The organism is Dyella sp. Tek66A03 (assembly GCF_052567735.1).
On sequence record NZ_CP199584.1, the window covers coordinates 1,401,763 to 1,427,807 of the forward strand.

At 62.5% G+C, this 26,045-nt stretch carries 26 protein-coding genes and 1 riboswitch; of the genes, 15 read left to right on the forward strand and 11 right to left on the reverse strand.

The window, feature by feature from the left end; all coding sequences use genetic code 11:
- Positions 1-7: 7 nt before the first annotated feature.
- The 3 genes from ACT01B_RS06285 to ACT01B_RS06295 all read left to right on the forward strand — a co-directional run bounded on the left by ACT01B_RS06285 (position 8) and on the right by ACT01B_RS06295 (position 5,423).
- Complete coding sequence (locus tag ACT01B_RS06285) at positions 8-793, forward strand: TetR/AcrR family transcriptional regulator (RefSeq protein WP_445146518.1); 786 nt, start codon at positions 8-10, stop codon at positions 791-793.
- Positions 790-1,722 carry an alpha/beta hydrolase gene (locus ACT01B_RS06290; protein WP_445146519.1) on the forward strand — a complete coding sequence of 311 codons (933 nt, stop codon included), beginning with the start codon at positions 790-792 and terminating at the stop codon, positions 1,720-1,722. Before ACT01B_RS06285 ends, ACT01B_RS06290 begins: the two co-directional genes overlap by 4 nt.
- A 230-nt stretch (positions 1,723-1,952) precedes the next feature.
- Positions 1,953-5,423, forward strand: coding sequence for a methylmalonyl-CoA mutase family protein (locus ACT01B_RS06295; protein ID WP_445146520.1), 3,471 nt, complete (start codon positions 1,953-1,955; stop codon positions 5,421-5,423).
- A 45-nt stretch (positions 5,424-5,468) separates the two neighbouring features.
- Here ACT01B_RS06295 and ACT01B_RS06300 read toward each other — a convergent pair whose 3' ends face one another.
- The 8 genes from ACT01B_RS06300 to ACT01B_RS06335 form a co-directional block, all read right to left on the reverse strand.
- On the reverse strand, positions 5,469-6,488 hold the full coding sequence (locus ACT01B_RS06300) for a sensor histidine kinase (RefSeq protein ID WP_445146521.1): 1,020 nt from the start codon (positions 6,486-6,488) through the stop codon (positions 5,469-5,471).
- Between the two features lie 4 nt (positions 6,489-6,492).
- On the reverse strand, positions 6,493-7,179 hold the full coding sequence (locus ACT01B_RS06305; RefSeq protein WP_445146522.1) for a response regulator: 687 nt from the start codon (positions 7,177-7,179) through the stop codon (positions 6,493-6,495).
- Positions 7,180-7,232: 53 nt separating this feature from the next.
- Positions 7,233-7,742 (reverse strand): Spy/CpxP family protein refolding chaperone, encoded by a 510-nt coding sequence (locus tag ACT01B_RS06310; protein WP_445146523.1) that lies wholly within the window; start codon positions 7,740-7,742, stop codon positions 7,233-7,235.
- Between the two features lie 278 nt (positions 7,743-8,020).
- Positions 8,021-8,620, reverse strand: coding sequence for an RcnB family protein (locus tag ACT01B_RS06315; protein ID WP_445146524.1), 600 nt, complete (start codon positions 8,618-8,620; stop codon positions 8,021-8,023).
- Positions 8,621-8,804: 184 nt separating this feature from the next.
- Positions 8,805-9,647, reverse strand: a complete 843-nt coding sequence (locus tag ACT01B_RS06320; RefSeq protein WP_445146525.1) for a class I SAM-dependent methyltransferase — start codon at positions 9,645-9,647, stop codon at positions 8,805-8,807.
- Positions 9,648-9,864: 217 nt separating this feature from the next.
- On the reverse strand, positions 9,865-10,737 hold the full coding sequence (locus ACT01B_RS06325; protein WP_445146526.1) for an ATP-grasp domain-containing protein: 873 nt from the start codon (positions 10,735-10,737) through the stop codon (positions 9,865-9,867).
- Positions 10,738-10,751: 14 nt separating this feature from the next.
- A riboswitch (S-adenosyl-L-homocysteine riboswitch) is annotated at positions 10,752-10,826 on the reverse strand.
- Positions 10,827-10,972: 146 nt separating this feature from the next.
- Positions 10,973-11,809 carry a DUF2182 domain-containing protein gene (locus ACT01B_RS06330; RefSeq protein WP_445146527.1) on the reverse strand — a complete coding sequence of 279 codons (837 nt, stop codon included), beginning with the start codon at positions 11,807-11,809 and terminating at the stop codon, positions 10,973-10,975.
- A complete protein-coding gene (locus ACT01B_RS06335) occupies positions 11,806-12,621 on the reverse strand; it encodes a DUF899 domain-containing protein (protein ID WP_445146528.1) in 816 nt (271 codons plus the stop codon). Before ACT01B_RS06335 ends, ACT01B_RS06330 begins: the two co-directional genes overlap by 4 nt.
- Before the next feature lie 128 nt (positions 12,622-12,749).
- Here ACT01B_RS06335 and ACT01B_RS06340 point away from each other — a divergent pair, with 128 nt between their 5' ends.
- A complete protein-coding gene (locus ACT01B_RS06340; RefSeq protein WP_445146529.1) occupies positions 12,750-13,970 on the forward strand; it encodes a helix-turn-helix domain-containing protein in 1,221 nt (406 codons plus the stop codon).
- 280 nt (positions 13,971-14,250) lie between these two features.
- Positions 14,251-14,937: a Vgb family protein gene (locus ACT01B_RS06345; RefSeq protein ID WP_445146530.1), complete on the forward strand. Its 687-nt coding sequence runs from the start codon at positions 14,251-14,253 to the stop codon at positions 14,935-14,937.
- A gap of 109 nt (positions 14,938-15,046) precedes the next feature.
- Here ACT01B_RS06345 and ACT01B_RS06350 read toward each other — a convergent pair whose 3' ends face one another.
- Entirely contained in the window at positions 15,047-15,721 is a 675-nt protein-coding gene (locus ACT01B_RS06350; RefSeq protein ID WP_445146531.1) for a methyltransferase family protein, read from the reverse strand.
- Between the two features lie 361 nt (positions 15,722-16,082).
- On the opposite strand from ACT01B_RS06350, the gene ACT01B_RS06355 reads away from it, so the two are divergent.
- Positions 16,083-16,238: a hypothetical protein gene (locus ACT01B_RS06355; RefSeq protein WP_445146532.1), complete on the forward strand. Its 156-nt coding sequence runs from the start codon at positions 16,083-16,085 to the stop codon at positions 16,236-16,238.
- A 368-nt stretch (positions 16,239-16,606) separates the two neighbouring features.
- On the opposite strand, the gene ACT01B_RS06360 is transcribed toward ACT01B_RS06355, so the two are convergent.
- Entirely contained in the window at positions 16,607-17,194 is a 588-nt protein-coding gene (locus ACT01B_RS06360) for a hypothetical protein (protein ID WP_445146533.1), read from the reverse strand.
- 320 nt (positions 17,195-17,514) lie between these two features.
- Between ACT01B_RS06360 and ACT01B_RS06365 the strand changes: the two genes are divergently transcribed.
- Together ACT01B_RS06365 and ACT01B_RS06370 are read left to right on the forward strand one after the other, a co-directional pair.
- Positions 17,515-18,267, forward strand: coding sequence for a polysaccharide deacetylase family protein (locus tag ACT01B_RS06365; RefSeq protein WP_445146534.1), 753 nt, complete (start codon positions 17,515-17,517; stop codon positions 18,265-18,267).
- Complete coding sequence (locus tag ACT01B_RS06370) at positions 18,264-19,376, forward strand: glycosyltransferase family 4 protein (protein ID WP_445146535.1); 1,113 nt, start codon at positions 18,264-18,266, stop codon at positions 19,374-19,376. The genes ACT01B_RS06365 and ACT01B_RS06370 overlap by 4 nt, the downstream gene beginning before the upstream one ends.
- Positions 19,377-19,405: 29 nt before the next feature.
- On the opposite strand, the gene ACT01B_RS06375 is transcribed toward ACT01B_RS06370, so the two are convergent.
- A complete protein-coding gene (locus ACT01B_RS06375) occupies positions 19,406-20,812 on the reverse strand; it encodes an Hsp70 family protein (protein ID WP_445146536.1) in 1,407 nt (468 codons plus the stop codon).
- A gap of 314 nt (positions 20,813-21,126) precedes the next feature.
- Between ACT01B_RS06375 and ACT01B_RS06380 the strand changes: the two genes are divergently transcribed.
- The 7 genes from ACT01B_RS06380 (at position 21,127) to ACT01B_RS06410 (ending at position 25,948) form a co-directional block, all read left to right on the forward strand.
- Positions 21,127-21,591 (forward strand): hypothetical protein, encoded by a 465-nt coding sequence (locus tag ACT01B_RS06380; protein ID WP_445146537.1) that lies wholly within the window; start codon positions 21,127-21,129, stop codon positions 21,589-21,591.
- 274 nt (positions 21,592-21,865) lie between these two features.
- A complete protein-coding gene (locus tag ACT01B_RS06385) occupies positions 21,866-22,921 on the forward strand; it encodes a methyltransferase (RefSeq protein ID WP_445146538.1) in 1,056 nt (351 codons plus the stop codon).
- A 147-nt stretch (positions 22,922-23,068) separates the two neighbouring features.
- A complete protein-coding gene (locus ACT01B_RS06390; RefSeq protein ID WP_445146539.1) occupies positions 23,069-23,431 on the forward strand; it encodes an ArsR/SmtB family transcription factor in 363 nt (120 codons plus the stop codon).
- Positions 23,428-23,811 (forward strand): arsenate reductase ArsC, encoded by a 384-nt coding sequence (locus tag ACT01B_RS06395; RefSeq protein ID WP_445146540.1) that lies wholly within the window; start codon positions 23,428-23,430, stop codon positions 23,809-23,811. The genes ACT01B_RS06390 and ACT01B_RS06395 overlap by 4 nt, the downstream gene beginning before the upstream one ends.
- Positions 23,811-24,512, forward strand: a complete 702-nt coding sequence (locus ACT01B_RS06400; protein ID WP_445146541.1) for an aquaporin — start codon at positions 23,811-23,813, stop codon at positions 24,510-24,512. Before ACT01B_RS06395 ends, ACT01B_RS06400 begins: the two co-directional genes overlap by 1 nt.
- Positions 24,513-24,858: 346 nt before the next feature.
- A complete protein-coding gene (locus ACT01B_RS06405; protein ID WP_445146542.1) occupies positions 24,859-25,524 on the forward strand; it encodes a cytochrome P460 family protein in 666 nt (221 codons plus the stop codon).
- Positions 25,525-25,699: 175 nt separating this feature from the next.
- Positions 25,700-25,948 carry a hypothetical protein gene (locus ACT01B_RS06410; RefSeq protein WP_445146543.1) on the forward strand — a complete coding sequence of 83 codons (249 nt, stop codon included), beginning with the start codon at positions 25,700-25,702 and terminating at the stop codon, positions 25,946-25,948.
- The last annotated feature ends 97 nt before the right edge of the window (positions 25,949-26,045 follow it).

Consider the following 26,045-nt stretch of genomic DNA (forward strand, 5'->3'; position numbering starts at 1 on the left):
TCTCCTTGTGGTCGCCGCACCGCGCGGCTACAGGGCGGAAAACGACCGCGTCTCAACCGTGTTGACCGGATTTACCTGCCTTGTTCAGTTTCGCGCAGGCTGGATGACGGCGGCCGTTCATAAAACAACGCTTGAAAAAGAACGAACGGTCGTGCTATTTATTCACCCCATGAGCGCCATCCCTACTAGCAAGCGTGCCGCCACCCGCGAACTGATCCTCGAGCATGCGTATGAGCTGGCTCGCCGCGAGGGCTTGGAGGGGCTGTCCATAGGCTCGTTGGCGCAAGGCGTGGGCATGTCCAAGAGCGGCGTGTTCGCCCATTTCGGCTCGCGCGAGGACATGCAGCTGGCGGTATTGGAAGTAGGGCAGTTGCGCTTCCTGCAACGCGTGAAGTGGCCGGCGCTGAAACTGCCGCGTGGTCTGCCACGGCTGCGGGCAATCGTGGCGCGCTGGATCGAATGGTCATGCGAATACGCCAGCGGTTGCGTACTGCTTACGGCGGTCAGCGAATACGACGGCCGCGAAGGTCCGCTGCACGACGCCGTCACCCGCCAGCAATCGGGGTGGCGTCAGGAAATGTGTCGCGCCATCAACCACGCGGTGGAGAACGGCGAGCTGGGCGAGGATACCAACGCGGCACAGCTCGCCTTCGAAATCTATGCGCTCATCCTGGGCCTGCATCACGACGCGGGTCTGTTCGGCTTTGAACAAGCCCGCCAGCACACGCAGGCCGGCTTTGAGCGTTTGCTTGCCAGCTATCGTCCTGCCCCTGACCGGAGGGCCGCGCCATGACTCGCACTACTACCGCCGCCAAACCTCATCACGGCACCGACGCGCTGAAGCTCAAGGCCGTGCGTGCCGGCTTCGCCCTGGGCAGCCGGCTCGCACCCGCGCGCGCGGTGAAGCGCGCAGCGCAGCTTTTCGTCACGCCCTTCAGCAGCAGTCGGGCACGGGCGCAGGGTGCCCAGCCCGATGCCGAGATGACCTATGCGGAGCTGGATATCGCCGGCCAGCGCATCGCCACCTATGTCTGGGGTGACCCGAAGCGGCAGCCTTACGCGCTGCTGGTGCATGGATGGTCGAGCTTCGGGTTGCGCTATTTGCCCTGGGTGAAGTCGTTGCGAGCACTCGGTTATGCGCTGGTGGCGTTCGACCAGCCGGGCCATGGCAAGAGTGGCGGGCGCTACTGCTCCCTGCCGGATTTCGTGAATACCGTGCGCGAGGTCGGCAAGCACTTCGGTGATGCCGCACTCACCATCGCCCATTCGCTGGGCGGCACCGCAGCCACACTGGCGCAGGGTGATGCCTGGCATGCGCAGAAGCTCATTCTGATCGCACCCGCCGCCGATCCGGTGGATGCCACCCGCCGCTTCACCCGCTTCGTTCATCTTGGTGGACATCTCAATGGGCGCCTGCACGATCGCCTGGAGGCGATGTCCGGGGTCAATATCCACGACCTCCAGGTGCATCGCCATCTGCCTGCGCTCGGCCAGCCCGCACTCATCGTGCATGACATGGACGATCGCGATGTGCCTTGGGCAGAAGGCGAGCGATATGCCCGTTACTTGAGTGGTGCGCGCTTGCTCACCACGCAGGGGCTAGGCCACCGTGACGTGCTCGATGCCCCGGAAGTCATCGAGGCCTCGCTCGCGTTCCTGCGTGGCGAGGTGGTCGGTGAGCGCGTGGTGTCGTCGCCGAATTTGCCGTTTGGTGACGCCTGAGCTGCGTTGGGTTGTGCACAGGGCGCGCTCCTACAGGCGCGGATCGATGTAGGAGCGCACCCTGTGCGCGACCGCAGGCCTCACGATACCCATGCGCACGGTCTTCACTTGGCACGCGCAAAACCGTCATGAATCAGGGCTCTGGCAAGAAAAACGCGCCGCAACATGTTCCAAACGCAACCAACAGCTAAAATCGGGAGATTCGACGCATACGCAGTTTCGGAGTCCCCATGAGTTCCCCCGCCCAGCACGTTCCCGCCAGCGCCGCCCAGGCGGAGACCCGTCCACTGCGCTTCGTCACGGCAGCCAGCCTGTTCGATGGCCACGACGCCGCCATCAACATCATGCGTCGCATCATCCAGTCGCAAGGTGCCGAGGTGATTCACCTCGGGCATAACCGTTCGGTGGAAGACGTCGTGCGTGCCGCGCTGCAGGAAGACGCCGATGCCATCGCGCTGTCGTCCTACCAGGGCGGCCATGTCGAGTACTTCAAGTACATGGTCGACATGTTGAAGGAGCACGGCGCCGCGCACATCCGCGTATTCGGCGGCGGTGGCGGCACCATTACGCCAGAAGAGATCCGCGAACTGCAGGCCTACGGCGTGGAGCGCATCTACCACCCGAACGACGGCATGAAGCTCGGTCTCGTCGAGATGATCGAAGACGTCATGAGTCGTACGCGCACGGCTGCCAACCAACGCGCCAAGCTGGAGCAGGCGACCACAGTCGTGCCGCTGGTCGATATCGACGACGAGATCTCGATTGGCCATATGCTTTCCGCGATCGAGGAAAGCGAACTGCCGGAAGCGGAGCTGGAGCACCTGCGCAAGCAGTGGAAGATGGCCGGCAAGCAGACGCCGGTACTCGGCGTGACCGGTACCGGTGGCGCAGGCAAGTCGTCGGTGGTGGACGAACTGCTCTTGCGTTTCCTGCATGCGTTCCCGCAGATGCGCATCGCCGTACTCGCGGTGGACCCGACGCGTCGCCGTAGCGGCGGCGCCTTGCTGGGCGATCGCATCCGCATGAATTCGCTGCGCAGCCATCGCGTCTATATGCGCTCCATGGCCACGCGCCGCCAGCATGCCGCCACCAGCGCGGTGTTGCATGACTGCATCGATTTCCTCAAGGCGCAGCCGTACGACCTCGTCATCGTGGAAACCGCCGGCATCGGCCAGAGCGATTCTGAAATCGTCGACTTGGTGGATTTCCCCACCTATGTGATGACCAGCGATTACGGCGCGGCCAGTCAGCTCGAGAAGATCGACATGCTCGACTTCGCCGAACTGATCGTGCTCAACAAGTTCGACAAGCGCGGCGCCGAAGATGCGCTGCGTGATGTGCGCAAGCAGTGGAAGCGCAACCGCACCGCGTTCTCGCTCACCGATGAGCAAGTGCCGGTGTTTCCCACTATTGCCAGCCAGTTCAACGACCCGGGCGTTACCTGGATGTTCGCCAACCTGTGCCGCCTGCTGCGCGAGAAGCTCAGCCTGCCGGCCGAGAAGTGGACGCCCGACCTCGACACCACCTTGAAGGAACCGCGCGCCACCGTACTTATTCCCGGCAGCCGCGTGCGCTACCTCGCCGAGATCGCCGAGCAGGGCCGCGGCATCAACAAGGAAATCGAGGATGAGGCCGAGTTCGCCAGCAAGGCGCAGCATTACTACGAATCGCTGAAGGATCTGGGCGATGACAAGTTGCCTCGTGCGCTGGCTCGCTACGAATCCGCCGTACTGCACGAGGAGGGCGCCGATCGCACCCTGCTCACGTTGCGTCAGCGCTACAACGAAGCCCTGAAAGAACTCAGCCACGAAGCCATTCACCTGTTGCATGAGTGGCCCGCGCGCTACAAGTCGGTGACCGACGAGTTCAACGAATACAAGGTGCGTGACAAGGTGATTCGCGTGGACAACTACCGCGAATCGCTGAGCCACCAGAAGATCCCGAAGGTGTCGCCGCCCAGGACCAAGGATTGGGGCGACCTGCTGCGCTTCCTGATGCGCGAGAACCTGCCGGGCCACTACCCGTACACCGGTGGCGTGTATCCGTACCGCCGTACCGGCGAAGACCCCACCCGCATGTTCGCGGGCGAGGGCACGCCCGAGCGCACCAATCGCCGCTTCCATTACCTGAGCCAGGGCGGTGCGGCCACGCGTCTGTCCACCGCGTTCGACTCGGTCACGCTGTATGGCGAAGACCCGGCGCCGCGTCCGGACATCTACGGCAAGATCGGCAACTCCGGCGTCAATATCGCCTCGCTCGATGACATGAAGAAGCTGTACTCCGGCTTCGACCTCAGCGCGCCGACCAGCTCGGTGTCGATGACCATCAATGGTCCTGCACCGATCATCCTCGCGATGTTCATGAACACCGCGATCGACCAGAACGTGGAGAAGTACCTCAAGGCCGATCCTGCACGCTGGGCCGCCGCCGAGAAGCACATCGCCGCGCTGTACGCCCATGGCCAGCGCCCGACGTATGCCGGCGGGCTGCCCAAGGGCAACGAAGGCCTGGGCCTTGGCCTGCTCGGCGTCACCGGCAACCAACTGGTGGACGCGGAGACCTATGCGCGCATCAAGCAGGAGACCCTGCAGAGCGTGCGTGGCACCGTGCAGGCGGATATCCTCAAGGAAGACCAGGCGCAGAATACCTGCATCTTCTCCACGGAATTCGCGCTGCGCATGATGGGCGACATCCAGCAGTACTTTGTCGACCACAAGGTGCGCAACTTCTACTCGGTATCGATCTCCGGCTATCACATCGCCGAAGCCGGTGCGAACCCGATCAGCCAGCTCGCCTTCACGCTCAGCAATGGCTTCACCATTGTCGAGTACTACCTCGCGCGCGGCATGAACATCGACGACTTCGCGCCGAACCTGTCGTTCTTCTTCTCCAACGGCATGGACCCGGAGTACACCGTGATTGGTCGCGTGGCCCGACGCATCTGGGCGCGGGCCATGCGCGAACGCTATGGTGCCAGTGCGCGCAGCCAGATGATGAAGTACCACATCCAGACCTCCGGCCGTTCGCTGCATGCGCAGGAGATCCAGTTCAACGATATCCGCACCACGCTGCAGGCGCTGTACGCGTTGTTCGATAACTGCAACAGCCTGCACACCAATGCCTACGATGAAGCCATCACCACGCCGACCGAAGAAAGCGTGCGTCGCGCCGTGGCGATCCAGATGATCATCAATAAGGAGCTGGGCCTCAACTTCAACGAGAACCCCTGGCAGGGCAGCTATATCGTCGATGCGCTCACCGACATCGTCGAAGAAGCGGTCTACAAGGAGTTCGACGCGATCAGCGAGCGCGGTGGCGTGCTGGGCGCCATGGACACCATGTACCAGCGTGGCAAGATCCAGGAAGAGTCGATGTTCTACGAGCACAAGAAGCACGACGGCAGCCTACCGCTGATCGGCGTGAACACTTTCCTGCCCAAGGATCATGGCGGCGAGATCGCCACCGAGATCGAGCTCATCCGTTCGACGGAGGGCGAGAAGGGCCAGCAGATCGACAACGTGCTCGCCTTTGGCAAGGCGCGCAACGACATGGCGCCGGACAGCCTCAAGACGCTGCAGAACACGGCGCGCGACCGGAGGAATGTGTTCGAGCAGCTGATGGAAGCGGTGAAGTACAACTCGCTTGGCCAGATCAGCCACGCGCTGTATGACGTGGGTGGCGAGTACCGCCGCAATATGTAACTGCCATCAGGAAACGTCTGACCAGGCTCACACGCGTCATCCCGGCTAGACCCGCTTCGCGGTTGGGAAGCTAGTCGCCGGGATGGCGTCTCGGTCATGCGATGCGGGCAAGGTCACCACGAAGCAATTGCCGGCTTCACGGGTCGAAACGCAATTCGCCGTACCCCCGTGATGTTGCGCAATCTGCCGTACCAGCGACAAGCCCAGGCCGGTGCCCACGCCATACGTGGTGCCGGGGCGGCGATAGAATGGTTCGAACAATCGATCATGGTCGCCGCCCTCAAGCAGCTCGCCGGCGTCGTGGACAACGATGGTCGCCATGTGTCGGTCTTCCGATACCCTCAGCTCGATCGGCGGCTTACCATGGCGCTGCGCATTTTCCAGCAGGTTGCGGATCAGCCGACGCAGCAGGCGCGAATCGCCAGGCACGACCACGGCTTCACCGGAAAGAAGCACGTCATCGAAGCGGGCGCATTCTTCGGCGGCCAGCGCGAGGATATCGATGTCTTCAGTGGCATGCCATTCCGGCATTGCTTCGAGTCGACTGGCGAGCAGAATCTCGTCGATCAGCACGTCCAGCTCGTTGATGTCCTGCTCCAGCCCGGCGCGGCGTTGAGGGTCGATACTTCCCTTCATCAGCTCCGTCGCCAAGCGGATGCGCGCCAGCGGCGTGCGCAATTCGTGCGACGCATTCGCGAGCAGCGTCTTGTGTGCGCCGACCAGCTTCTCGATACGTTCGGTGGCCTGGTTGAAGCTGAGCGCAAGCTGGCCTACTTCATCCTTGCCTTCCATCGGTACGCGGACGGTGAGATCACCCGCTCCCAGGGCTTCGACAGCTTGCTGCAATCGCTCCAGTCGGCGCGACAGCCGCCGCACGATGGGGTAGGCGCCAGCGCCTATCGTGAGCGCGAGCAGGAGGAAGACCAGCATGACCGCGACCATCGAATGGCCCGCCGGCATGCGCATGCCGGCGGTGCCACTGAGGTGCCACGCCGCGCCCGTTATCAGCGCGAAGGCGATCAGGCTGCCGAGCAGGGCGAGATAAAAGCGGATATACAGGCGCACGACGTTAATCCTGCGCCCGGGCAAATACATAACCCGCGCCGCGCACGGTAATGATGCGTCGAGGCCGCTTGGGGTCGTCCTCGATCAGCGCGCGTATGCGCGAGATATGCACGTCGATCGAGCGGTCGAACGCTTCGATGTGCTCGCCCTTCAGTAGGTCCATCAAGCTGTCGCGCGACAGCACGCGGCCGCTGTGCGTGGCCAGCGCCAGCAGCAGTGCGAACTGATACGACGTGAGGTTGCGTATCTCGCCGTCGACATAGAGCGAGCGTGCGTCGCGGTCGATTTCCAGGCGCCCGAAGCGCAGCAACTGCGCCGGCGCGGCGCCACCGCGGCGGCGCATGATCGAACGGAGCCGGGCCAGCAGTTCTCTTGGCTCGAACGGCTTGGGCAGGTAGTCGTCGGCCCCCAGCTCCAAGCCCACGACGCGATCCATGGGTTCGCCGCGCGCCGTCAACATCAGCACGGGCAGATCGGACCGGCTACGCACGCGGCGGCAGACGTCGAGACCGTCCATGTCAGGCAGCATCAGGTCAAGCACCATGGCCTGAAAGTGTTCCGTAGCCAGGCGCTGCAGCGCATCGGCGCCAGAGGCCGCTGCGGTCACGCGAAAACCCGCCTGGCCCAGGTAATCCTGGAGCATGTCCGCCAGACGGGCATCGTCTTCAACCAGCAGCAAGTGCTCAGCCATATGGCCTGGCACTGTAGGTGCTCCAGCGCGCAAACGCGAGATGGATCATGGGCTCAATGCGCGGCTTGATGCTGGGCCATCGCATCCCGCGCCTGCTGGCGCTGCGCCGGTGTCAGGGCTTCGGCCACGTCGGCCAGGTGGTCGATCAGCCGCTTGGAGGCCAGATCCATCTCGTGCATCCGGGCGACACGCATCCGCTCGAGCGCCTTGCGATCGACGGTGTTCGCAGTAAGCAAGGTCATGATTTCCCCATGCCCTGATTCCAGCTGCGCGTGAAAGTCACCGAAGTCGGTGGCGGTCTGTTGCATCAGCGGATCGAGCCTGGCCTTCTGCGCATCCGTGACACTCAAGGTGCTGTAAAGATGCTGGCGCATGGCATCGGCCGAGTGCCCTGGTGCCATCCCTGCGTGGTGGGGGGGCGGGGGCATGGCACCCGCTGGCGGCGTCTGGCCAAGGGCGCTGATGCCCAGGGTAAGCGCACCGGTCGCCAGCAGCATCAGCACCCATGATTTACGGGCAACACCGAGTGATCGGCGCATACCTTCCGGAAGGTGAGTCTTCATGGTCGTTCTTCTTTCGACGAAGCACATGCTCCGGATGCGAATGTGCTTCACGCCCGTAACCGGCGTTTGTCGGCCATGTAAAGATTTATGAAGAAGGGGCGCTTCTGGCGCCGGGCGGGCAACTTCGACTTGCCGAAGGAGCCGCGATATCGGCGGAGCCCGCTTTGGCTAGCAGCGGGCTCCGCCTGTCGATAGATACAACCCTGGATGGGGATGCTCTCGTTCGACAACAGAGAGCATTGATAAGCCGCGAAGCGCGGCTTATCACGGTGCTGAAATTAGTGCGTCAGTGCGACATCGATAATGATGCCGGAAGCGATCGCGGTCAGCACGATCTGGCCGTCATCGCTGCGTACCCAGCGATAGCCCGGATCGGGGCGGCGGACGTGGTAGCGCTCATAATCGGTGACGTAATACTCATGCGAGTAGTAACGATCCGGCATGCGTTCGCCACGTCGATACGCCTGCTTCTCCCAGCCCTTGTGCTCGCCGTTGTCGTGGTGACCTTCTTCCCGGTAATCACGATCATGACCACGATCGCCTCGATCGCGGTCGCCATCACGATGATCGCCATCACGATGATCGCCATCATGATGATCGCGGTCATCGTCGCGGTGCTGATCATGGTAGCGACTATCGTCCTGGGGGGACGCATAGGTGGCGGCAGTTCCGGCGAGTAGTGCGGCCGTCACGACGAAGATAAACAAGCGTTTCATCAATCCTCCAGAGTCAAAGTGACCAAAGCGGATGAAATCATCCGCCCATTCAAGATAAACAGTGCCACTCCAAAAACACCTGTGTGCGAAGCGCGAACGCGATGTCTGGCCGGGCACGAGTGTCGTGATAACGATGGCACAACTGGCGACCGGCAACAGCACAAACCCGGACTTGGCTCAAACCTAGTAATGGGCCCGTTCAGGATGCAATTTCCGGTGCCGGTATGGCAGAAGCAGGGTGCGTGAATTTTGAGATGGCGTGCACAAAAGGGTGGCTCTCCTGTTCGATTACGAAGGATGCGTCCGCCATTGCGCACGACGCGGCGCTGCAGGCTCATCTTGCTGCTTAACGCCGTATCGCCAGGACGCCGTCCAGGGCCAGCTGGGCCTTGAAACCCGCTTTCTCCAGGCGTTTCGCCACTTCGCGTGGGACGTCACGGTCGCTGGTGAGTTTGTTGGGGCTGCCGGTGTAGTGAAACAGGCGTCCGCCGCGGCGGAGTACGCGTGCCAGATGATCGTAGAACACCTGTGAGTAGAGCTCGCCGGCGATACCGAAGCGCGGCGGGTCATGCAGCAGCGCGTCCACCGAGGCGTCGGCCACTTGCGCGATCACCTGTGACACGTCGGCCTGGGTGAGCTGCAGACGGCCGCCCTGGGCGGGCTCGTCCGGATCCGGTGACCAAGGGTTGAGCGTGCGCAACCACAACACGTCGGGGTTCTTCTCGAACGAGTGGATGCTCGCCACGTCAGCCTCAAGACAGCAAGCGGCGAAGTAGCCCAGGCCCCCGCAGGTATCGAGCAACACCTTGCCGCGCGGTTCGACCAGCGCCACTTTCCGGCGCGCATCCTCAAACGGCGATTCCTTCGCCGTGGGCAGCATCTTGATGCCGTCGATCTCGAAGGTGGGTGCGCCCCATTCGGTGGGCACCAGCTTGATCAGCGAGCCGGAAAAGCGCGATATCGGCGCAAACTCGTCGCCGTCCCAGTAATAGATCGTGCGGTCTTTCAGCTTGTGCGGATACGGGTAGCGCTGCCCTTTCCAGTGCCAAGCATCCGCCTGCAGCGGCGCGCTGCCCTGTGAGCGGCCCAGGTCCAGCGAGCCGATCCATTCGCTCGCAGCAGCATCGCGTGCGGCCAGCAAAGTCTCGGCGACGGGGCGCGTGAGCAGGGGGCCTGAATAATGCGCCACGACGAATAATCTCCTGGAATGAGCGTGTGCGGAGGTTTGTGCAACCGGGATACGCCGGACGGCGTAGCGCTTTGAATCTGCTGGCGCGAACTGTTCGTGCCAGGTCGATAGGGATATTCGAAGAATATCGGTGCGCCTTCAAAGGCGCAAAGCCAACTTTCGAATGGCGGCTCCCCACCGCCGAGGCGGCTGGCCTCGGCGGGCGGGTTCGGCGTGGTCAGGCAGCCAATCGTTTCCGCAGATTTGCCGCAAAACGTTCGGCCGCCTCGTGCCGACCTTCGAAATGCAGGAAGGGCTCGATCATTTCCAGCTCCATCAGCAGGAAGCGGTCCTGGGATATCACGCCGTCCACTCGCGCATAGGCAATATCGGCATGGCCGATGGCCGCCGCCGCTGCAAGGGCTCGTTTCGCGGTGGCAATCAGAGCCTCATCGGGCTCGATGGCTTGAGCAGTGCCGCCGAATTCGCTCTGCACCCGGTAGTCGCCCGCCGCCGGCCGCTTGATCACCGCGTGACTGAATTCGCCATCGAAAAACAGCAGGGACCACTCCCCATCGCTCACGACTTCGGGTACGTAAGGCTGAATCAGGTAATCGAACTCCAACGGAAGCTGCGCAACGATCTGATTAAACGCCACATCATCGCTTCGGCCACGAGCCGTGTGGCGGGCCGTGCCACTGACGGTCGGTTTGACCACGACCTGCTGCACGGGCATCGAAGCCAGCGTCTGCTGCAACTGGCTGGCCGGCACGATCTGCGTAGGAATGATTTCGATGCCTTGTGCCGCCAGTTCGAGCAGGTAGCGTTTGTCGCTATTCCAGCGCAACAGTGCCTTGTTGTTGATCGTCGGAACAGGCAGCTGATCGAGCCATTGCCTGAAGGCCGGGTAGTGCTTGAAGTAGTCCCAGGTGGAGCGCATTAGCACGGCGTCGAAATGCGACCAGTTCACGTCCGGATCGTTCCAGACGCATGCCGTCGGTTCGATGCCGAGGCGTTGAAGCGAGACCGCGAGATGGGCGTCGTCGGGATGAATGCCGGGAACGATCACGGACGTGGCAATGGCGAGACGACGGATGGGGGATTCAGACATGGCAAGACCTCCTGCAAGGGAGGGCGCCCTTTTCCAGAGATCCAAACCAAGCGTGGCGGATTGACTCCGTCGCAGCACCCCTCGGTTTGGACTGCGCGCAGACCCGCTTGCGCGCATGGGTAAGCATCGGATGACGATGCGTGGATAGTCTGTCTGACCTCGCTGCCAACCGTCAATCTTCCTTGACTTGATTCGTTTTCAGAAGCGACTGACGGTCGCGAGCGATCGGGAGGGGTCACGCGAGCCCGCTAGCTCGCCCCAGCAATAACAAACCTGCACCGACAGCGACGGCCCCGGTGACTCGCGCCGCGCGCGCACCACCGGGCGCAAGACGTTCGGCGGTGATGGCTGCCGTCACGACAACCATCGCACGCAAGTCCATGATGCCGACGACAAGGAGGATCGATGTCAGGCCGGCACAGCAGGTGCTGCAGTGGAAGCCGAGGCGCAGGCCGTGTCGCCAGGCTGCGGCTGCGTGGGCGGGCAATGGGACGCCACTCGCCGATGGCCCCCGGCAGCAGGCAAGGTGATGTGCCTTCCACGCAGTGAACTGGAGTACACCGGCCATCAGGATCACCACGCCGACCACGATCGGGACGGCGCGCGCCACCGCCGGCAGCGACATCTCGATGGCCGCGAGCGCGGCGCCCAGCGCAAAGGCCGCCGCGCCGAACACCGTCCACACAAAGAAATATCCGGCGCCTACCAGCGCGGTCAGCCGGCCCAGCTGCGTTTTGCCTATCCTGCCGACCACCTGGCGGTAATACCAAAGCATGGGCATCAGGGAAGGCAGCATCATCGCCACCATCATCATGGTCCACATGCCAACGAACGAAGCCGCGACGCCGAGCCACGTCTGCCCGGGCATCCGCATCCACGCCATCGACATCGTCCAGCCGCCAGGCATGGGCATCTCGCCCATCGCCGACATGGATCTGCAGCGGACGATCGTCACCAGCGCGCTGCCAGCGAATAGCAGTGCAGAAGCGCCGATGAAGGTTCGCTGGGAGGCAGGCGCGGAACCCCTGCCTCGGGAGACGCCTCGTTCTCCGGTCGCGCCGACGACGTTCATGACGCGACTCGTTGCTCGCCGTACTCGTCGTGACGGCGCCACCAGATACCTTGCTCGTTGCGCCCCAGCGGGGTGCGGTCGAGCCATTGGTACATGCCCCAGATGCCGTCCAGCCCGCGCGCATAGGTGGAATAGGTGTGATAGACCACGCCATCTTCTAGTACGAAGGCGCTCAGGCCTGGCCTGTCGCGGGTGTACGTCGCCACGTCAGTTCCGGTCATCGCCGCCATCTGCGCGACGGGGCCCTCGCCACCGCGCAATGGCCACTCTTGCACGGTCTTGCCTGCCAGCGGCTCATGGGTTGGCGCTGCTGCCTCGCGCCGATAGTTGTATTCGATGCCGCCCTTGCGCTGCTGCTCCTCGGTGAAGCCGACGTTGAAATCGAAGTTGAAGTCGCCGTCGCGCGAGGACGCCCAGGGGAATTTCCATCCCATCCGCCGCCTATATGCATGAAGCTTCGCGAGTGGTGCCCGTGACACGGCCGACAGCGTGACGTCATGGTTCGCCAGGTGCACCGCGAAGCTGTCGAATCCGTCCGCGATGGACGAGCAGGACGGGCATCCTGCGATGTAGTCGGGTCCGAACATGAAGTGATAGACGAGGAGCTGCGAGCGCCCCTGGAAAAGGTCGACCAGTGAGGCGTTCCCTTCATCGGTATCGAAACGGTACGCCTTGTCGACCCGGACCCACGGCAGCGCCTGACGTTGCCGGGCCAGCTCGTCACTGCGTCGTGTCATGGCTTTCTCCGCCTCGAGCAACTCAAGCCGCGCTGCCAGCCACTCTTCGCGTGTCCCCGTCTTGTGCATGGTCATGGTCGTGCCCTCCGTTAGGCCTGCTTCGTCGTACGTCCGGTTATCGATAGGACGTGCTGATGGGTGGTCGTGAGGTAGATTAGGCGCGGGTATCGAACGGTGGGAGTGACAAGTGTGGCGGGATTCCCATGGACTCTCTGATCACGGCCGCAGCGCGTTCGCTCGCGGCGGGTGATCCGCTCGGCGCACTGAACCTGGTCGCCTTGCGCGACGACGCGGCGGCGCTCGCGCTTCGAGGCATCGCGATGGCGCAGCTCGGCGACTTCGTCCGAGCCAAGGCTCTCGTGCGACGTGCGGCGCGCGCCTTCGGTCCAAAGGAGGCCGTGGCCCGCGCGAGGTGTGTCGTCGCCGAAGCCGAGATCGCCCTTGTTTCGCGCGACCTCGGCTGGCCTGCGAAGACGCTCGACGAAGCACGGGCTACGCTGGAAGCGCATGGCGATCGGGTGAACGCGGCGCATGCGTGGTATCTCGAGGTCAGGCGTCTCCTGCTGATCGGGCGCCTCGATGAAGCCGAGCGCACGCTCGGCGAACTCGACCCCAGGCTATTTCCTCCCGCACTGAGAGCCGCGCACGAGCTGGTCGTTGCGGGCATCGCCATGCGCCGCCTGAGGACGGAGACAGCGCGCGTTGCCCTTGATCAGGCTGCGCACGCCGCGCGCCTTGCAGGTATTCCTGCGCTCACGGCGGAGGTCGAAAGCGCATTCCTCGTATTGAACACACCAGCGGCTCGCCTGTTGGCGCATGGTGAGGAGCGTCTTCTCCTGCTCGAGGAGGTCGAGGCCTTGCAGGCATCGAAAGCGTTCGTCGTCGATGCATGCCGTTATGTCGTGCGTGACGCACGCACCATGGTCTCGCTCGCGAGGCGTCCGGTGCTGTTCACGCTCTTGCGCGCGCTGGGCGAAGCGTGGCCCGCGGATGTGTCGAGGAATATACTCATCGCGCGCGCCTTCAGGGCCAAGCTCCCCGACGAATCGCATCGAGCGCGCTTGCGCGTCGAAATCGGGCGCCTTCGCACGGTGTTGCAGCCGCTGGCCGGTGTGAGTGCGACGAAGCGGGGGTTTGCGCTGGCGCCACACAACGCTCGCGAGGTCGTTGTGCTGACGTGGCCGGTCGAAGAGCAGCATGCCGCGGTGCTCAGCTTTCTCGCAGACGGCGAGTCGTGGTCGAGCTCCGCCCTGGCGCTTGCGCTAGGCGCCAGCCAGCGTACCGTACAGCGGATCCTCGACTCGCTAGCGGCCGTGGGCAAGGTGCAGTCGTTTGGCCGCGGGCGAGCACGTCGTTGGATGACCCCGCCCGTGCCAGGATTCACGACGATCTTGTTACTCCCCGCACCACTACCGAGTGACTAGGGTTGCTCCGATCCATTCAACGAGGGTGGCATGATGTCCAGCAAGTTCGCAGGGTGCGGGGCGTGGCGCCGCGCAGGCTGGCTGCCTGGGCAAGTCGCGCACCGCGGCCTGCGGGCTTGCTGGACATCACCCGAAGGGCCGGTTCTGTCTGCCCGCAGCTCCGCGCCGCGCCGACTCGACAGGCAGCCAGCCTGCCTTCGTCGACCCAGCACGCATCTGCGAGCAGACAGAACCGGTGACACCCTCGTTGAATGGATCCGAGCAACCCTAGGATAGACGCATGAACAAATCAGCCGCCGAAATCGTTCGCGAATATGGGCCCTTCCCGGGTGTCGACCAAGTGGGTGGGGTATCGTTTGACGGTCAGCATGTCTGGTTTGCATCCGGTGGCAAATTGATCGCCCTCGATCCCGCGAGTGGGAAAATGGTGCGTTCGATCGATGTCGCCGCACATGCCGGTACGGCCTTCGACGGCCAGCACCTGTTCCAGCTCGCCGAGGATCGCATCCAGAAGATCGATCCGAAGACGGGTCAGGTGCTCGCCACCATTCCGGCTCCCGGTGGCGGCGCCGACTCGGGACTCGCCTGGGCCGAAGGCTCGCTATGGGTGGGGCAGTACCGGGCCCGCAAGATCCATCAAATCGATCCCGAAACAGGGGCAACGCTTCGTACCATCGAGTCCAACCGCTTCGTCACCGGCGTCACCTGGGTCGACGGCGAGCTCTGGCATGGCACCTGGGAAGGCGACGAGAGTGAATTGAGGCGCATCGATGCTCGTACCGGCGAGGTCCTTGAGAAGCTTGAGATGCCTCCCGGCGTCAACGTGTCGGGACTGGAGTCCGATGGCGGTGATCAGTTCTTCTGCGGTGGCGGAGGCAGCGGCAAGTTGAGGGCCGTGCGTCGGCCAAGGCGAGTGTCCGCGAAAGGCGAGGGCGCCGAGCCCTCCGTCAACTCCTCGCGCAAGTAGTCCAAGCGGCTCGTGCAGGCAGCGAGCGACGGTGGTCGAGCGTCGCCCGCCGTGGGGGAGCGAACATGATTCGTACGTTCGAAGCACGCGTCGTTTTTGGCGCTACTCGTCACCACATGCCGGGCAAAAGGCGAAAGCGTACCTTGGCGGCGTAGTCGCGATAGCCGGGCAGGCCGTCCATGAGCATGGCCTCTTCGCCGCGTATGCGAAGGACCAGCAGCGGCACGAACAGGGCCAGCCCCAGCAGGCCCCACAGTGAGCCGAGCAACAGGGGCGCGCCGATAAACAACAGCAGCGCGTAGCTGTACATCGGATGACGCACCACGCCGTAGGGACCGCTGGAGATGACGGTCTGGCCGCGTTCCTTCTGCAGTCGAACCGTGACTGACGCGTAGTGGTTCGCGCGAAGAACCTGGGCCCAACCGCAGAACGCGCCAACGATCAGCAAGGCGCCGAGCACTTGGGCCCAGGTTGGCGTATGCGACCAGGCGAATCGTCGTGCGTCCAGTCCCATCAAGACGAACCACGCGAAAAAACACAGCACGATGGCGATGATCACGGCCCGATCCCGGGCCGCCTGGTCCGCGCTAAACGGCGATTTCATTCTTTCGGCCAGCAGGCTGGGGTTCGTCTTCAGCAGCCACACACCGATGGCGGAGCCGCAACCAACGAAAAGCGCCAGGAAAATCCACGCCTGAGGCCACGCCAGTGTGCCGGCTGGAACGAATAGCAACGCCCAGAACAGAAGGAGGCGAATAGTCTGACCGATAAGCTTCTGGGGCATGAAGCGGGCTCCCGGCTAGCTGGGAAAAGACTAGCGCAAACGTGCGTTGTGCGTGTGGCAGCCAACGCCAATACAGGTGGGTGCAGCGGACCGTGACGTCGCGCTGGGGCTGGGCCTACGAGTGAGTCGCACCAGCACGTGAGCGCATGCAGGGCGGATCCCGCTTCGGGCTTGTGGCGGACGCATGACCGCTGTCCGTGCGCTGTCCGGACAGCTTGCCCGTTGTCCGCGGACAGCCCGCTGCTGGCGTGCGATACGCGCGAAATGGCTTGGTTATGCGGCTCTCGAGGTTGCAGGGGGTTGGCACGGGGTTTGCCATATACCTGGTGAGAGCTTTCTAACCCGATCACGGAGAACGATCATGAAATTCGAGACCCTGATGCTGAAAAGTTTTTTTGCCGCCAGCCTGCTGGTTTGCGTACTGACCTTTGGCGCCATGATCACTTCGCAGACGAATGCGCCCGGCGCCGTCGCCACTCAGGTTCCAGTGGCTGCTGTGGCGAATTCGCAAGGTTGAGCCGCCGATGCGAGCCTAAGACTCGTCTCTGCTCGCGACCGTGCTGGAATTGCCCGCTGAATCTGATGCCGCAAAAGAACCAAGCCAGACGGACGAGATAGCGTGCGGATCAAGCATTAGGGTCCGTACGCCGCGTCTGAGGGCGCACGCAGAAATACGCTCAAACAGTTCGGCGCGTCAGTCGGCGCAGAGCTAACCCGAATCCGACTTTCGCCTAGACGGACGCGCATGCGCCCGGCCCGCTGATCGCGGCGATCCCCGTTTCATCGATCAGCGAGCCTACTTCCGATATCGAGCTTGTCGACGCCCATCATCCGGCAGCACGGCCGCCGTGCTGGCTGGACGCGGCTACGCAGCGCATGGATAAGCTACTGCTCCCGGGTGAAATCCATGGTCCAGTTGACCTCCCAGGTCTTTCCCTCGTCGGCGGAGTAGGCCTGTTCCCAGCGCGCTGTCGTGGGCGTGATCTTCGACCAGACAAAGCGGACGCGGATGGGCTTTCCACGCAGTGTGTCGGTGGAATAGAAGGTGCCAACGCCGTTCTCGAAGCGGCCTTTCACGGGCGGATCGAGCTGCCCAAACGGGTCCCGGCCATCAAGCCACCAGATGGCCCACTGCCCGGTCTTCGTGTCGTACGAGCGAAGGCCAACGCCGCGGTAGCTACCTTCGGCCGTATTGAACACGTTGTCGTCGACGTTGGCATGACCATCCATCAGCTTGCGCATGCTGAGCGTGCCGTCGAACTCTTCCCAGTCACGACTGTTGGCCAGTTTTTCCTTGAGCTTTCGATGGTGGCTGTGCCAGTTGCCGACGAGAAAGTCGAAGTCGTGCAGGCCGGATAGATTGGGCTTGCCCTGCACGGTTTTGGGGGTGTCCTGAGAGGCATGCACGATGACGCCAGGGAGGAGTGCGCAGGCCGCAAAGACGGCCAAAAACACAACGCGAAAGCCTTTCATTCGATGGTCCTTCTACGGTGGTGTCTGCCGATGATCCCGCCGACGAGGCCTTCGGCGCCAGGGCCTTTCAACGAGCTGACATTCTTCGTCAGCTCTATGAAAGACGAACTTGTCATCATCACTACTTTCCCAGGCCCTCAAAGACCGCTCGGGCTGGGTTTTTCATCATTAACTAACTGCAATCGTTATAGCGGCGTGAATGGCATGTTTTCCCCGCGAAACGTTCACTGCTGAAAGCTCCGCGTAAGTTTTCCGGACGCTAGCCGCAGATGAGCGGGTCATCGGTGCCCGCCGCGCAATCTGCGCAGCATCCGATATCCATGTCAGTAATCGCCTCCAGGTCGATAGTGAAAATACCTATTTTGATGTATCACAACATCGCCCAGGTTCCCGACAGCGTACGGGTGTACCGCAGCCTTTATGTGTCGCCCGCGTCGTTTGCACGGCAGATGGCCATGTTGAAAGGCCTCGGCTATCGGGGCCTGTCGATGGCCGACGCCATGCCTTATCTGCGCGGCGAACGGGAAGGTCGCGTCGTCGTGATTACGCTGGACGACGGCTATGTGGACAACCTCGAATCGGCGGTGTCGATCTTGCAGCGTTATGCCTTCACGGCAACCTGCTATGTCGTCAGCGGCGCGCTGGGTCAGTACAACGCCTGGGATGCCGACCGGCTCGGCGTACGCAAGCCCATCATGTCGGGGCAACAACTGCGGGCGTGGCACGCCGCAGGTATGGACGTTGGCGCGCACACGCGTACGCACGTACGCCTAAGCCAATGCAACGACCGGCAGCAACGCGACGAAATACAGGGTTGCAAGGCGGAGCTTGAACAGCAGCTCGATGCACCCGTTACGCAGTTTTGCTATCCCTACGGCGACTACGACGAGCGTGCCGTTGCCATTGCGCGGCAGTCGGGATTCGACGCCGCCACCACCACCGATCGTGGTCGCGCCAGCTCCGGGAGCGACATCGATCTCTGGCGCCTGCCACGGATTCAGGTGGCTCGGCATCACCTGCTGCCGCAGGTGGCCGCCAGGGTATTGACTCGCTACGAAGACAGGCGCGCATGAAACTTCTATTTGTCGGCACCAACCCGGAAAACACCGGCGCTGCCACCCATTTCGTCACGCTGGCCAAAGCCATGTCCGAAGCGGGGCACGCGGTTGAAGGGGTCGTGTCGCGGCGAGGCCTCATTGGCGAAGGTTTTGAGACCGCGCACATTCCCGCCCACTACAGCTCGTTTCGCAACGTCTACGATGTACGCGGCTATGCCGCCGTGCTCAGGCGAGTGAGGGAGCTCAAGCCGGATTGGTTGGTCGGTAACTTCGGCAAGGAATACTGGCCGCTGATCGCCTGCGGGCGCCTTACGCACACGCCGGTCGCCTTGTTTCGGCACCGCACGCCGCGCATGAGCAAGCTTTCCGAGTACGGTATTCCGCGGATGGCACAGCGCTTTATCGCGGTATCCAACTATGCGCGAAACGCGTACCTCCAGTGGGGCGTGCCACCCGAGCTGATATCCATCTCGTACAACCCGGTCGACACGGCCCAGTTTCGGCCAGACCCCCAGCTGCGCGCCGCCGTGCGCCAGCAACTGGGCATCGACAATGACGCCATTGTGCTGGGTTACGTGGGGCGCATGCACGGCGGCAAAGGCGTCACCACGCTGATGCGTGCGGCGAACGAAGCCATGGCCAGCAACGAGAAGCTTCACGTGCTGTGGGTCGGCAATGGTCCGGAAGAACAAGTCCTGCACGAGATGGCGGCCAGCAGCCAAACGGCGGAACGCCACCACTTCACCGGCTGGGTAGCGGATACCGCGCGCTACTGCAGCGCGATGTCGTTTCTGGCGTTTCCATCGGTAGAGCCGGAGACCTTTGGGCGTGTCGCCATCGAGGCCGAGGCATGCGGCGTGCCGGTCCTTGGCAGCAGGATCGGCGGCATTCCCGAGACCCTGCAGGACCAGGTCACCGGCTACCTGATCGAGCCCGGCAACGTGGCCGCATGGCGTGACGCCATCATCAGCCTGTGTGATCCGCTGCGCCGCGACGAGATGGGCCAGGCTGCGCGGGCGTTTGCCATCGAGCATTTCGGCAATGCTGCTGTTGCACGGGATTTTGAGGAGCTGCTGAGCCGTTCGCACCACTCGCCGCTGCACGGTGATCACGCCCACGCGTAAGCAAGTCGAGCCTCATGTCGCAGCGCCCACTAGACGGCGGCTTCAGGCTTCACTTCGCTCGCTGCCACGGCCAAGCCCGACACGACGCCCAGCGATGGATCGCCTTGCACCAGCGGAATTTCGGGGAAGCAGGCTTCCACGCGCGCCTTGATCTGCGGCGAGCGGGACGTGCCGCCGGTGAGGAAGACGCTGGCCGGCAGCGCGTCCAGGTCGGTGCGCACCGCGGTTAGCGTGCGCTCCAACTGGCTGAGGAAGCTTTCGATAGCGGTGTTGAAGTCCTCGCTGCTTGCTTCCACCGCCAGGCCCGGCTCGATGAAATCCAGCTCGGCACGGTAGTGCGGCGAGTCGCTCAGGGTGATCTTGGTGCGCTCGGCCAGCCGGTTGAGGCGGGTGGTGGCGCCTAGCTCCTGCAACGCGCGCAGGCGCGCGCTGTAGGGCGCGGGCACCAGGCGATAGTTCTGTTTGCGGAACTCGCGCTGCTTGGGCAGGTTGTGCACGCTGGCCGCTTCCACAAACTGATGCTGGGGCACGCGGATGGTGTCCTTGCCCAACAGGGGCATGAAGCTGTGCAGGCTCACGCTCACGTCCAGGTCGGTACCGCCCTTGGGCAGGCCCCAGCTGCGCGCAATGTTCGGTGCAACACCGCCGCCGAGTTCGGCATGCGCTACGTCGGTGGTGCCGCCGCCAATATCGACGATTAGCGCGTGCTGCCGAGCTTGCAGGCTCTTGTGGTAATGCATCGCGGCAGCGGCAGGCTCTTCCAGAAAGATCACGTGGTCGAAGCCGGCGACCGCAGCGGCCTCGCGCAGAATTTCAATCGCCTGTTCCGAACCCTGCGCACCCATGGAGCTGCGGAACTCCACCGGTCGCCCGATCACGGCGCCACGCACCGGCGCGCCGAACTGTTTGCTGGCGGTGAGGCGGATGTGTTCCAGGATATGCGTGGCGATATGCACAATCACCTTGCGCACCTGCGGATCCAGGCGATAGCCGAACATCGACTTGGGCGACTCGATGAGGTTGCCGCCACCGCTATCCAGATAGCCTTCCACCGCGTCCTCGCCAAACAGCGCGTGCTGGAAGCTGGCGACCGAGGCGGGGGCCTCGCGCGTCTGCTCTTCCATCCACTGCCGCCGCACCACTCGCAGCGCCTCGTAGCGCAGTTCGTCTTCGGTACGCGACACTGGCGCCTGTCCACGTGCCGCAGCAGCGCCGGCCTGCTGGCGCTGCTGGGTGCGGGCCAGACGCAGCTGCACTTCCAGCTGGGCTTCCAGCTCCGGCGTCAGCGCGAAGTCGTTGGGGTCCGGCACCAATTCGGGGAAGAACACCGCTGTACGGAACTGTTCGGCCTCGCCAAAGCGAACCATGGACAGCTTGCCGCTGACGATGGCCGCGGCGGCCGAATAGCTGGTGCCGAAGTCGATACCGATATACATGAGGTCACGAAGATGCTGGCTGGCAACCTGACATTATGACTCGTGCGCAAGTATTTGCCCAAACAGGCGAGCGAAGGGCAGGCTGCCGTCGGTCGAGGTGCCGGTCGCCATGTACAGCGAGGATGGGTGAACGGGGTTCCCAAGGTCGTGGAATGCCGTCTTTTGACCCAAATGGGACCTTGCGGCAGGAACGGGGCTTCGGCAATCTGGGGGCGTTTCCGCACGAGCCGAGAGACAGGCGCATGCGCGATCCAGCGCAGGATATGAGGTAGCGAGGCTGCGCTAGAAACCCCTTCCGCTTGCGGAGAGATCCCATGTTTAGTCAGCTCCTTCCCCCGTACATCGACAACACGTATCGCGGTCAGAAACTCGCGCTCTGGATCTTTGGTCTGCTCGTGCTAATCAAGGTGGGCATTGGCGTGAACTCCATCATCAACGGCCACCACGTGGCAAGCTCGGCCGACGGAATCCCCCTGGATGCATTCACTCCTGCAGGCGCCGATGCCGTCGTCTCGCTATTCGCGATTTGGGGGCTAGGACAGCTGGTGTTCTGCTTGTTATGTGTCCTGGTGGCAATCAGATATCGCGCCATGGTGCCCCTCATGTTTGCGCTTTTCCTGCTTGAACACCTGTGCAGAAAATTGATTCTGCATTTCCTGCCGATCGCTACGACGGGAAGTCCGCCAGGATTCGTCGTCAACCTTATTCTCCTTGTATTGATCATGGTTGGCCTCGCGCTGTCGCTATGGAGCCGAACCACGATTCAGGCGACGAAGTGACTTGAGCCGTGCGGATGCGCAGACGCGCCCGCTGTGAAAAGACTGTTGCAGCACACGCTCGGGAACGGCATCGCTGATGCTCGGTCGCGAGTTTGTGGATGTCGTCGGGATGACCCGTTGCCATATGGCGTATAGCTAAGGCTTTAGCGCCGAAAGACATGTGTTTTTCGTGAAGATACACGACTAGATTTCTCCTTCCACAAAAGCCCGCGCGATCCGGATTGCGCCGAAGATGCAGCGGCGGCGCTTCACGACGCGTCCCTTTGGAGGGTTTATGCGCCACTCACAAGACACCTCTGGCGAGAGTTCGAGCAGTCGGCTTGATGCCGAACTTACGCCTGAACGACTGATCCAGCTGGGCTTGGGGTTCTGGGCGTCCAAGGCACTGCTTTCGGCGGTTGAGCTCGGCGTTTTTACGCACTTGGCGAACGGCAGCCTGAAAGCCATGGATCTCGCCGACAAAATCGGACTGCATCCCCGATCAGCGCTCGATTTCCTGGATGCGCTGGTTGCACTTGGTCTGCTTGAGCGGGAGGGTGACAAGTACCGCAATACGCCCGATACCGATCTATTCCTCGACAGGGCCAAGCCAAGCTATGTGGGTGGCCTGCTGGAAATGGCGAATGCCCGGCTGTACGCCTCCTGGGGTTGCCTCACCGAAGCCCTGCGCACGGGACTGCCGCAAAACGAATCGAAGCAGGGCGGCTCTCCGTTCGACGCGCTCTATCAGGATGAATCTGGCTTACGCGGCTTCCTGCAAGCGATGAGCGGCGTCAGCCTGGCCTCGGCAAGGGCGATAGCAAAAAAATTTCCCTGGCAGAACTACCAGACGTTCATTGATATCGGCGCGGCGCAGGGCGCATGTCCCGTGCAAATTGCGCTTGCCCATCCGCACTTGCGCGGTGGCGGCTTCGATTTGGCGGTAGTCGGGCCCATTTTTGACGAGTACGTGGCCTCGCACGGCCTGCAGGAGCGGCTGCGCTTCTACCCAGGGGACTTTTTCAGGGATCCTTGCCCTTCGGCGGACGTACTTGTGATGGGGCACATCCTGCATGACTGGGATCTTGGGCAGAAGAAGGCGCTTCTGGCCAAATGCCATGCGGCGCTGCCGGCCGGAGGTTGTCTGATCGTTTACGACGCGATCATTGACGATGCGCGCCAGCACAACGCGTTCGGCCTGCTGATGAGTCTGAACATGCTTATCGAAACGCCCGGGGGCTTCGACTATACCGGTGCCCAATGCTGCGAATGGATGAAGGAAGCAGGCTTCACTGAGACTCGTGTCGAGCCGCTGCTGGGTCCGGATTCCATGGTCATTGGCGTCAAGTGAGGGGGTGTTTGTGTGACCTTTTTTGGCCCTCGTGGGCGCGCCCATGTCTTCACGGGCCTCGGCTGCCTCGGAGACAAGTCGCTAGTCCGCCGTTGATTTTCACCCAGGGTTCTTGACTGATTCACATATTTCCGTAAATCTAGAAATATGAAATCAATCGACGCGCTGGCCTGTCTCAACGCCTTGGCTCAAGAGCATCGTCTTAACCTCTTCCGCCTGCTCGTCCAGGCGGGTGCGGATGGCATGGCCGTTGGCGAACTCGCTGCGGCCACCGGCCTACCGGGGGCGACGCTGACGAATCACCTGCATATCCTGCGACGGGCAGGGATGGTTAGCGATGATCGCCAAGGTCGCGTCATCCAATGTCGTGCGAACTACGAGCAAATGAACGCCTTGCTCGGCTTCCTCACGGAGAACTGCTGCGCCGGCGCCGCCGATGCCGCATGTTGCGAACCCGCAGCGGTATGCAAGCCCTTACGCAAGGCTTCAACAAAGATCGCATCGTCATGAAGCGCATCCTTTTCGTCTGCGTCGAGAATTCCAATCGCAGCCAGATGGCCGAGGCATTTGCACGCATCTATGGTGGCGAAGACATCGAAGCGCTTAGCGCGGGATCGCGCCCGTCGGGCAAGATTAACCCGAAGGCCGTCCTGTTCATGCATGAACTGGGGTACGACCTCACCACCCATACTTCAAAATCGCTTGACGATGTCGCCGGCGCGTTTGATGCCGTCATCACCATGGGGTGTGGCGATCAATGTCCTTGGGTGCCGGCGAAGCAGCGCATGGATTGGGCGCTGCCTGATCCCAAGCACATGGAGGACGAAGCCTATCGAGGCGTTCGCGATGACATCGCTCGCCGCGTCCGCGCCTTGTTGGCAACGCTGTGATGAGCCTGGCGCGGAAACTTCTCGCCGAATTCATCGGCACGGGGCTGCTGCTGGCCGTCGTGGTCGGCTCAGGCATCATGGGGGCGGAGCTTGCGGGCGGAAATAGCGCCATCGCACTTTTCGCCAATGCCGCCGCCACGGCAGGCGGCCTCTACGTTCTCATCGCGCTATTCGCGCCGATTTCCGGGGCTCACTTCAATCCGCTGGTCACGCTTGCCATGCGCATCCATGGCGAGATCACCCATCGCGAGGCGGCGACCTATATTGCAGTGCAAGTGATTGCGGCGATTGCCGGAGTCATGCTTGCTCATGCCATGTTTGGCATGCCGCTGATCCAGCCTGGCACGCGTGTCCGCACCGGGACGCCGCTATGGATTAGCGAAGGCGTGGCGACCTATGGACTTCTATTGACGATACTCCTGGGTCGCGCGCATCGTCCGGCGGCGGTCCCCGCGCTGGTGGCGGCTTACATCTTTGCCGCGTACTGGTTCACGGCGAGCACGTCCTTCGCGAACCCGGCGGTGACTTTGGCGCGTTCCCTGACGCAGACGTTTGCCGGCATACGTCCCCAGGATGTCACGGGCTTCGTCTTTGCTCAGTGCAGCGGTGCGCTGCTGGGATGTGCCACGGCGCACGTCCTTCGGGCTGGCCCGCGGCGATCTTTGCCGGCGCCTGACGAAGTCGTTGCGCCGACCGCATAGGGCTTCCCATGAATTGCCCATCAAGTGCCAGGTTCACTTGCCCCGGGTTCAAGCTGGTTACGTCAGGCAAGTGTCGGACTCAAGGCTGCTTCGAGCCTACCTCTTCCATGGGCGGGGAGTGACATTGCGCCCGTTACAGCATGTCTTGCGACGCGGGACGATTTTGGCCCACGTCTCAGTCAATGGCACCAACGCCTACCTTCTTTCCAAGGCGGCTCTCGCTCGCAAAACGTAAATCAGCCGCGGTGACTCTCGGACGGGTCATTCGCCTGGGCGAAGGCGAATTCACGCGGCGATGAAACGGTGCTGGCTAGACTGAGCATTCGGTATCGAACCGCCGATCGATGTGCTGCGCCATTCCATGCGAAGTGGTACTTCGATATGCAGCTTCTTCGAACTTGCGGGCAAGCACATCGCCAGCAAGAAAATGAGCGTGTCCACGAGGGTCAAGCGAGGATCAGCCATGAAGCGCCAGAGAAAGCTCTTTATAGCGGTGGCCACGGCATCGTTCGCCGTCCTGGGCGGCGCGGCGCTTTACGCGCAAGAAAAGAACAATGACAAGTACTCACTGGTGTCGCCGGGTGGCATCGCGTTCGCTGACTTCCGAGGATACGAGGACTGGTCGGTGGTCTCTTCCGCCCGTACCGACGAAGTGCTCAAGGTGATCGTTGCCAACCCGACCATGATCAAGGCATACAAGTCGGGTATTCCGGGCAACGGCCAGCCTTTCCCGGAGGGCTCCAAGATCGTGAAGCTGCAGTGGAAGCCGAAGAAGAGCACGGATGCCCCCTTCGTGGTGGATGTGCCGGACGTCTTCTCGCAGGCGTTCGTTATGGAAAAGGACAGCAAGCGATTTCCGAAGACCGGCGGATGGGGGTATGCGCTGTTCAACTACGAAGTTGCATCCGACACGTTCAAGGTCGATCCCACCGCTCTCGCAGACTGCGGGCACAAATGCCACGTGAAAGTGGAAGCGAAGAACTACATCTTCCACCCCTACCAGAAGCGTTGAGCCACGCTCACCAAAGACGTTCACGGGATCTCAAACCCTGGCTATCGCATGCTGAGATGCGGACCGGCCAGCACGGGGAGCGCCCGTTCTGCCGAAGTGGTCGTAAGTGCATCGCGCGGGGTCCACTCCCGATCCCAGGCGAACTATCTACATCAGCTGTGCAGGGGTTGGCGACATGACAGACATCAACGCACTGATCACCCGCACGATCGCCTCAACCCGCCGCTGCACTACCAGCATCACCGAAGCCATCCGGCATGTGCATCAGGCACGCCAGCTCGCCATCGAGGCAGGTTGCGCGCCCAAGATCACGGCCGCCCTGGAGCGCGCCGAACGGAATCTGCACGACGCGCAGCATGACACCCGGAACCATCGCAGGCATCTGCTTAGAAAAGCCGACCGGATGACGAAGCCCCATGCCTGACTGACAAGCTTTGACTTTCGTAGGCAGCTGGGGATTCGATTGGATGCCTTTGAGCTGAAGACGTTCATGGGGCCCGAGGCCGCGGTGGGGCGCGGCA

What these genes read in the sequence shown, in the direction of transcription:
- ACT01B_RS06290 (WP_445146519.1), top strand. Translation starts at nt 790, where the DNA reads ATGACTCGCACTACTACCGCCGCCAAACCTCATCACGGCACCGACGCG.
- ACT01B_RS06295 (WP_445146520.1), top strand. Translation starts at nt 1,953, where the DNA reads ATGAGTTCCCCCGCCCAGCACGTTCCCGCCAGCGCCGCCCAGGCGGAG.
- ACT01B_RS06305 (WP_445146522.1), bottom strand. Translation starts at nt 7,179, where the DNA reads ATGGCTGAGCACTTGCTGCTGGTTGAAGACGATGCCCGTCTGGCGGAC.
- ACT01B_RS06310 (WP_445146523.1), bottom strand. Translation starts at nt 7,742, where the DNA reads ATGAAGACTCACCTTCCGGAAGGTATGCGCCGATCACTCGGTGTTGCC.
- ACT01B_RS06325 (WP_445146526.1), bottom strand. Translation starts at nt 10,737, where the DNA reads ATGTCTGAATCCCCCATCCGTCGTCTCGCCATTGCCACGTCCGTGATC.
- ACT01B_RS06330 (WP_445146527.1), bottom strand. Translation starts at nt 11,809, where the DNA reads ATGAACGTCGTCGGCGCGACCGGAGAACGAGGCGTCTCCCGAGGCAGG.
- ACT01B_RS06335 (WP_445146528.1), bottom strand. Translation starts at nt 12,621, where the DNA reads ATGACCATGCACAAGACGGGGACACGCGAAGAGTGGCTGGCAGCGCGG.
- ACT01B_RS06340 (WP_445146529.1), top strand. Translation starts at nt 12,750, where the DNA reads ATGGACTCTCTGATCACGGCCGCAGCGCGTTCGCTCGCGGCGGGTGAT.
- ACT01B_RS06345 (WP_445146530.1), top strand. Translation starts at nt 14,251, where the DNA reads ATGAACAAATCAGCCGCCGAAATCGTTCGCGAATATGGGCCCTTCCCG.
- ACT01B_RS06350 (WP_445146531.1), bottom strand. Translation starts at nt 15,721, where the DNA reads ATGCCCCAGAAGCTTATCGGTCAGACTATTCGCCTCCTTCTGTTCTGG.
- ACT01B_RS06355 (WP_445146532.1), top strand. Translation starts at nt 16,083, where the DNA reads ATGAAATTCGAGACCCTGATGCTGAAAAGTTTTTTTGCCGCCAGCCTG.
- ACT01B_RS06360 (WP_445146533.1), bottom strand. Translation starts at nt 17,194, where the DNA reads ATGAAAGGCTTTCGCGTTGTGTTTTTGGCCGTCTTTGCGGCCTGCGCA.
- ACT01B_RS06365 (WP_445146534.1), top strand. Translation starts at nt 17,515, where the DNA reads ATGTCAGTAATCGCCTCCAGGTCGATAGTGAAAATACCTATTTTGATG.
- ACT01B_RS06370 (WP_445146535.1), top strand. Translation starts at nt 18,264, where the DNA reads ATGAAACTTCTATTTGTCGGCACCAACCCGGAAAACACCGGCGCTGCC.
- ACT01B_RS06375 (WP_445146536.1), bottom strand. Translation starts at nt 20,812, where the DNA reads ATGTATATCGGTATCGACTTCGGCACCAGCTATTCGGCCGCCGCGGCC.
- ACT01B_RS06380 (WP_445146537.1), top strand. Translation starts at nt 21,127, where the DNA reads ATGTTTAGTCAGCTCCTTCCCCCGTACATCGACAACACGTATCGCGGT.
- ACT01B_RS06385 (WP_445146538.1), top strand. Translation starts at nt 21,866, where the DNA reads ATGCGCCACTCACAAGACACCTCTGGCGAGAGTTCGAGCAGTCGGCTT.
- ACT01B_RS06390 (WP_445146539.1), top strand. Translation starts at nt 23,069, where the DNA reads ATGAAATCAATCGACGCGCTGGCCTGTCTCAACGCCTTGGCTCAAGAG.
- ACT01B_RS06395 (WP_445146540.1), top strand. Translation starts at nt 23,428, where the DNA reads ATGAAGCGCATCCTTTTCGTCTGCGTCGAGAATTCCAATCGCAGCCAG.
- ACT01B_RS06400 (WP_445146541.1), top strand. Translation starts at nt 23,811, where the DNA reads ATGAGCCTGGCGCGGAAACTTCTCGCCGAATTCATCGGCACGGGGCTG.
- ACT01B_RS06410 (WP_445146543.1), top strand. Translation starts at nt 25,700, where the DNA reads ATGACAGACATCAACGCACTGATCACCCGCACGATCGCCTCAACCCGC.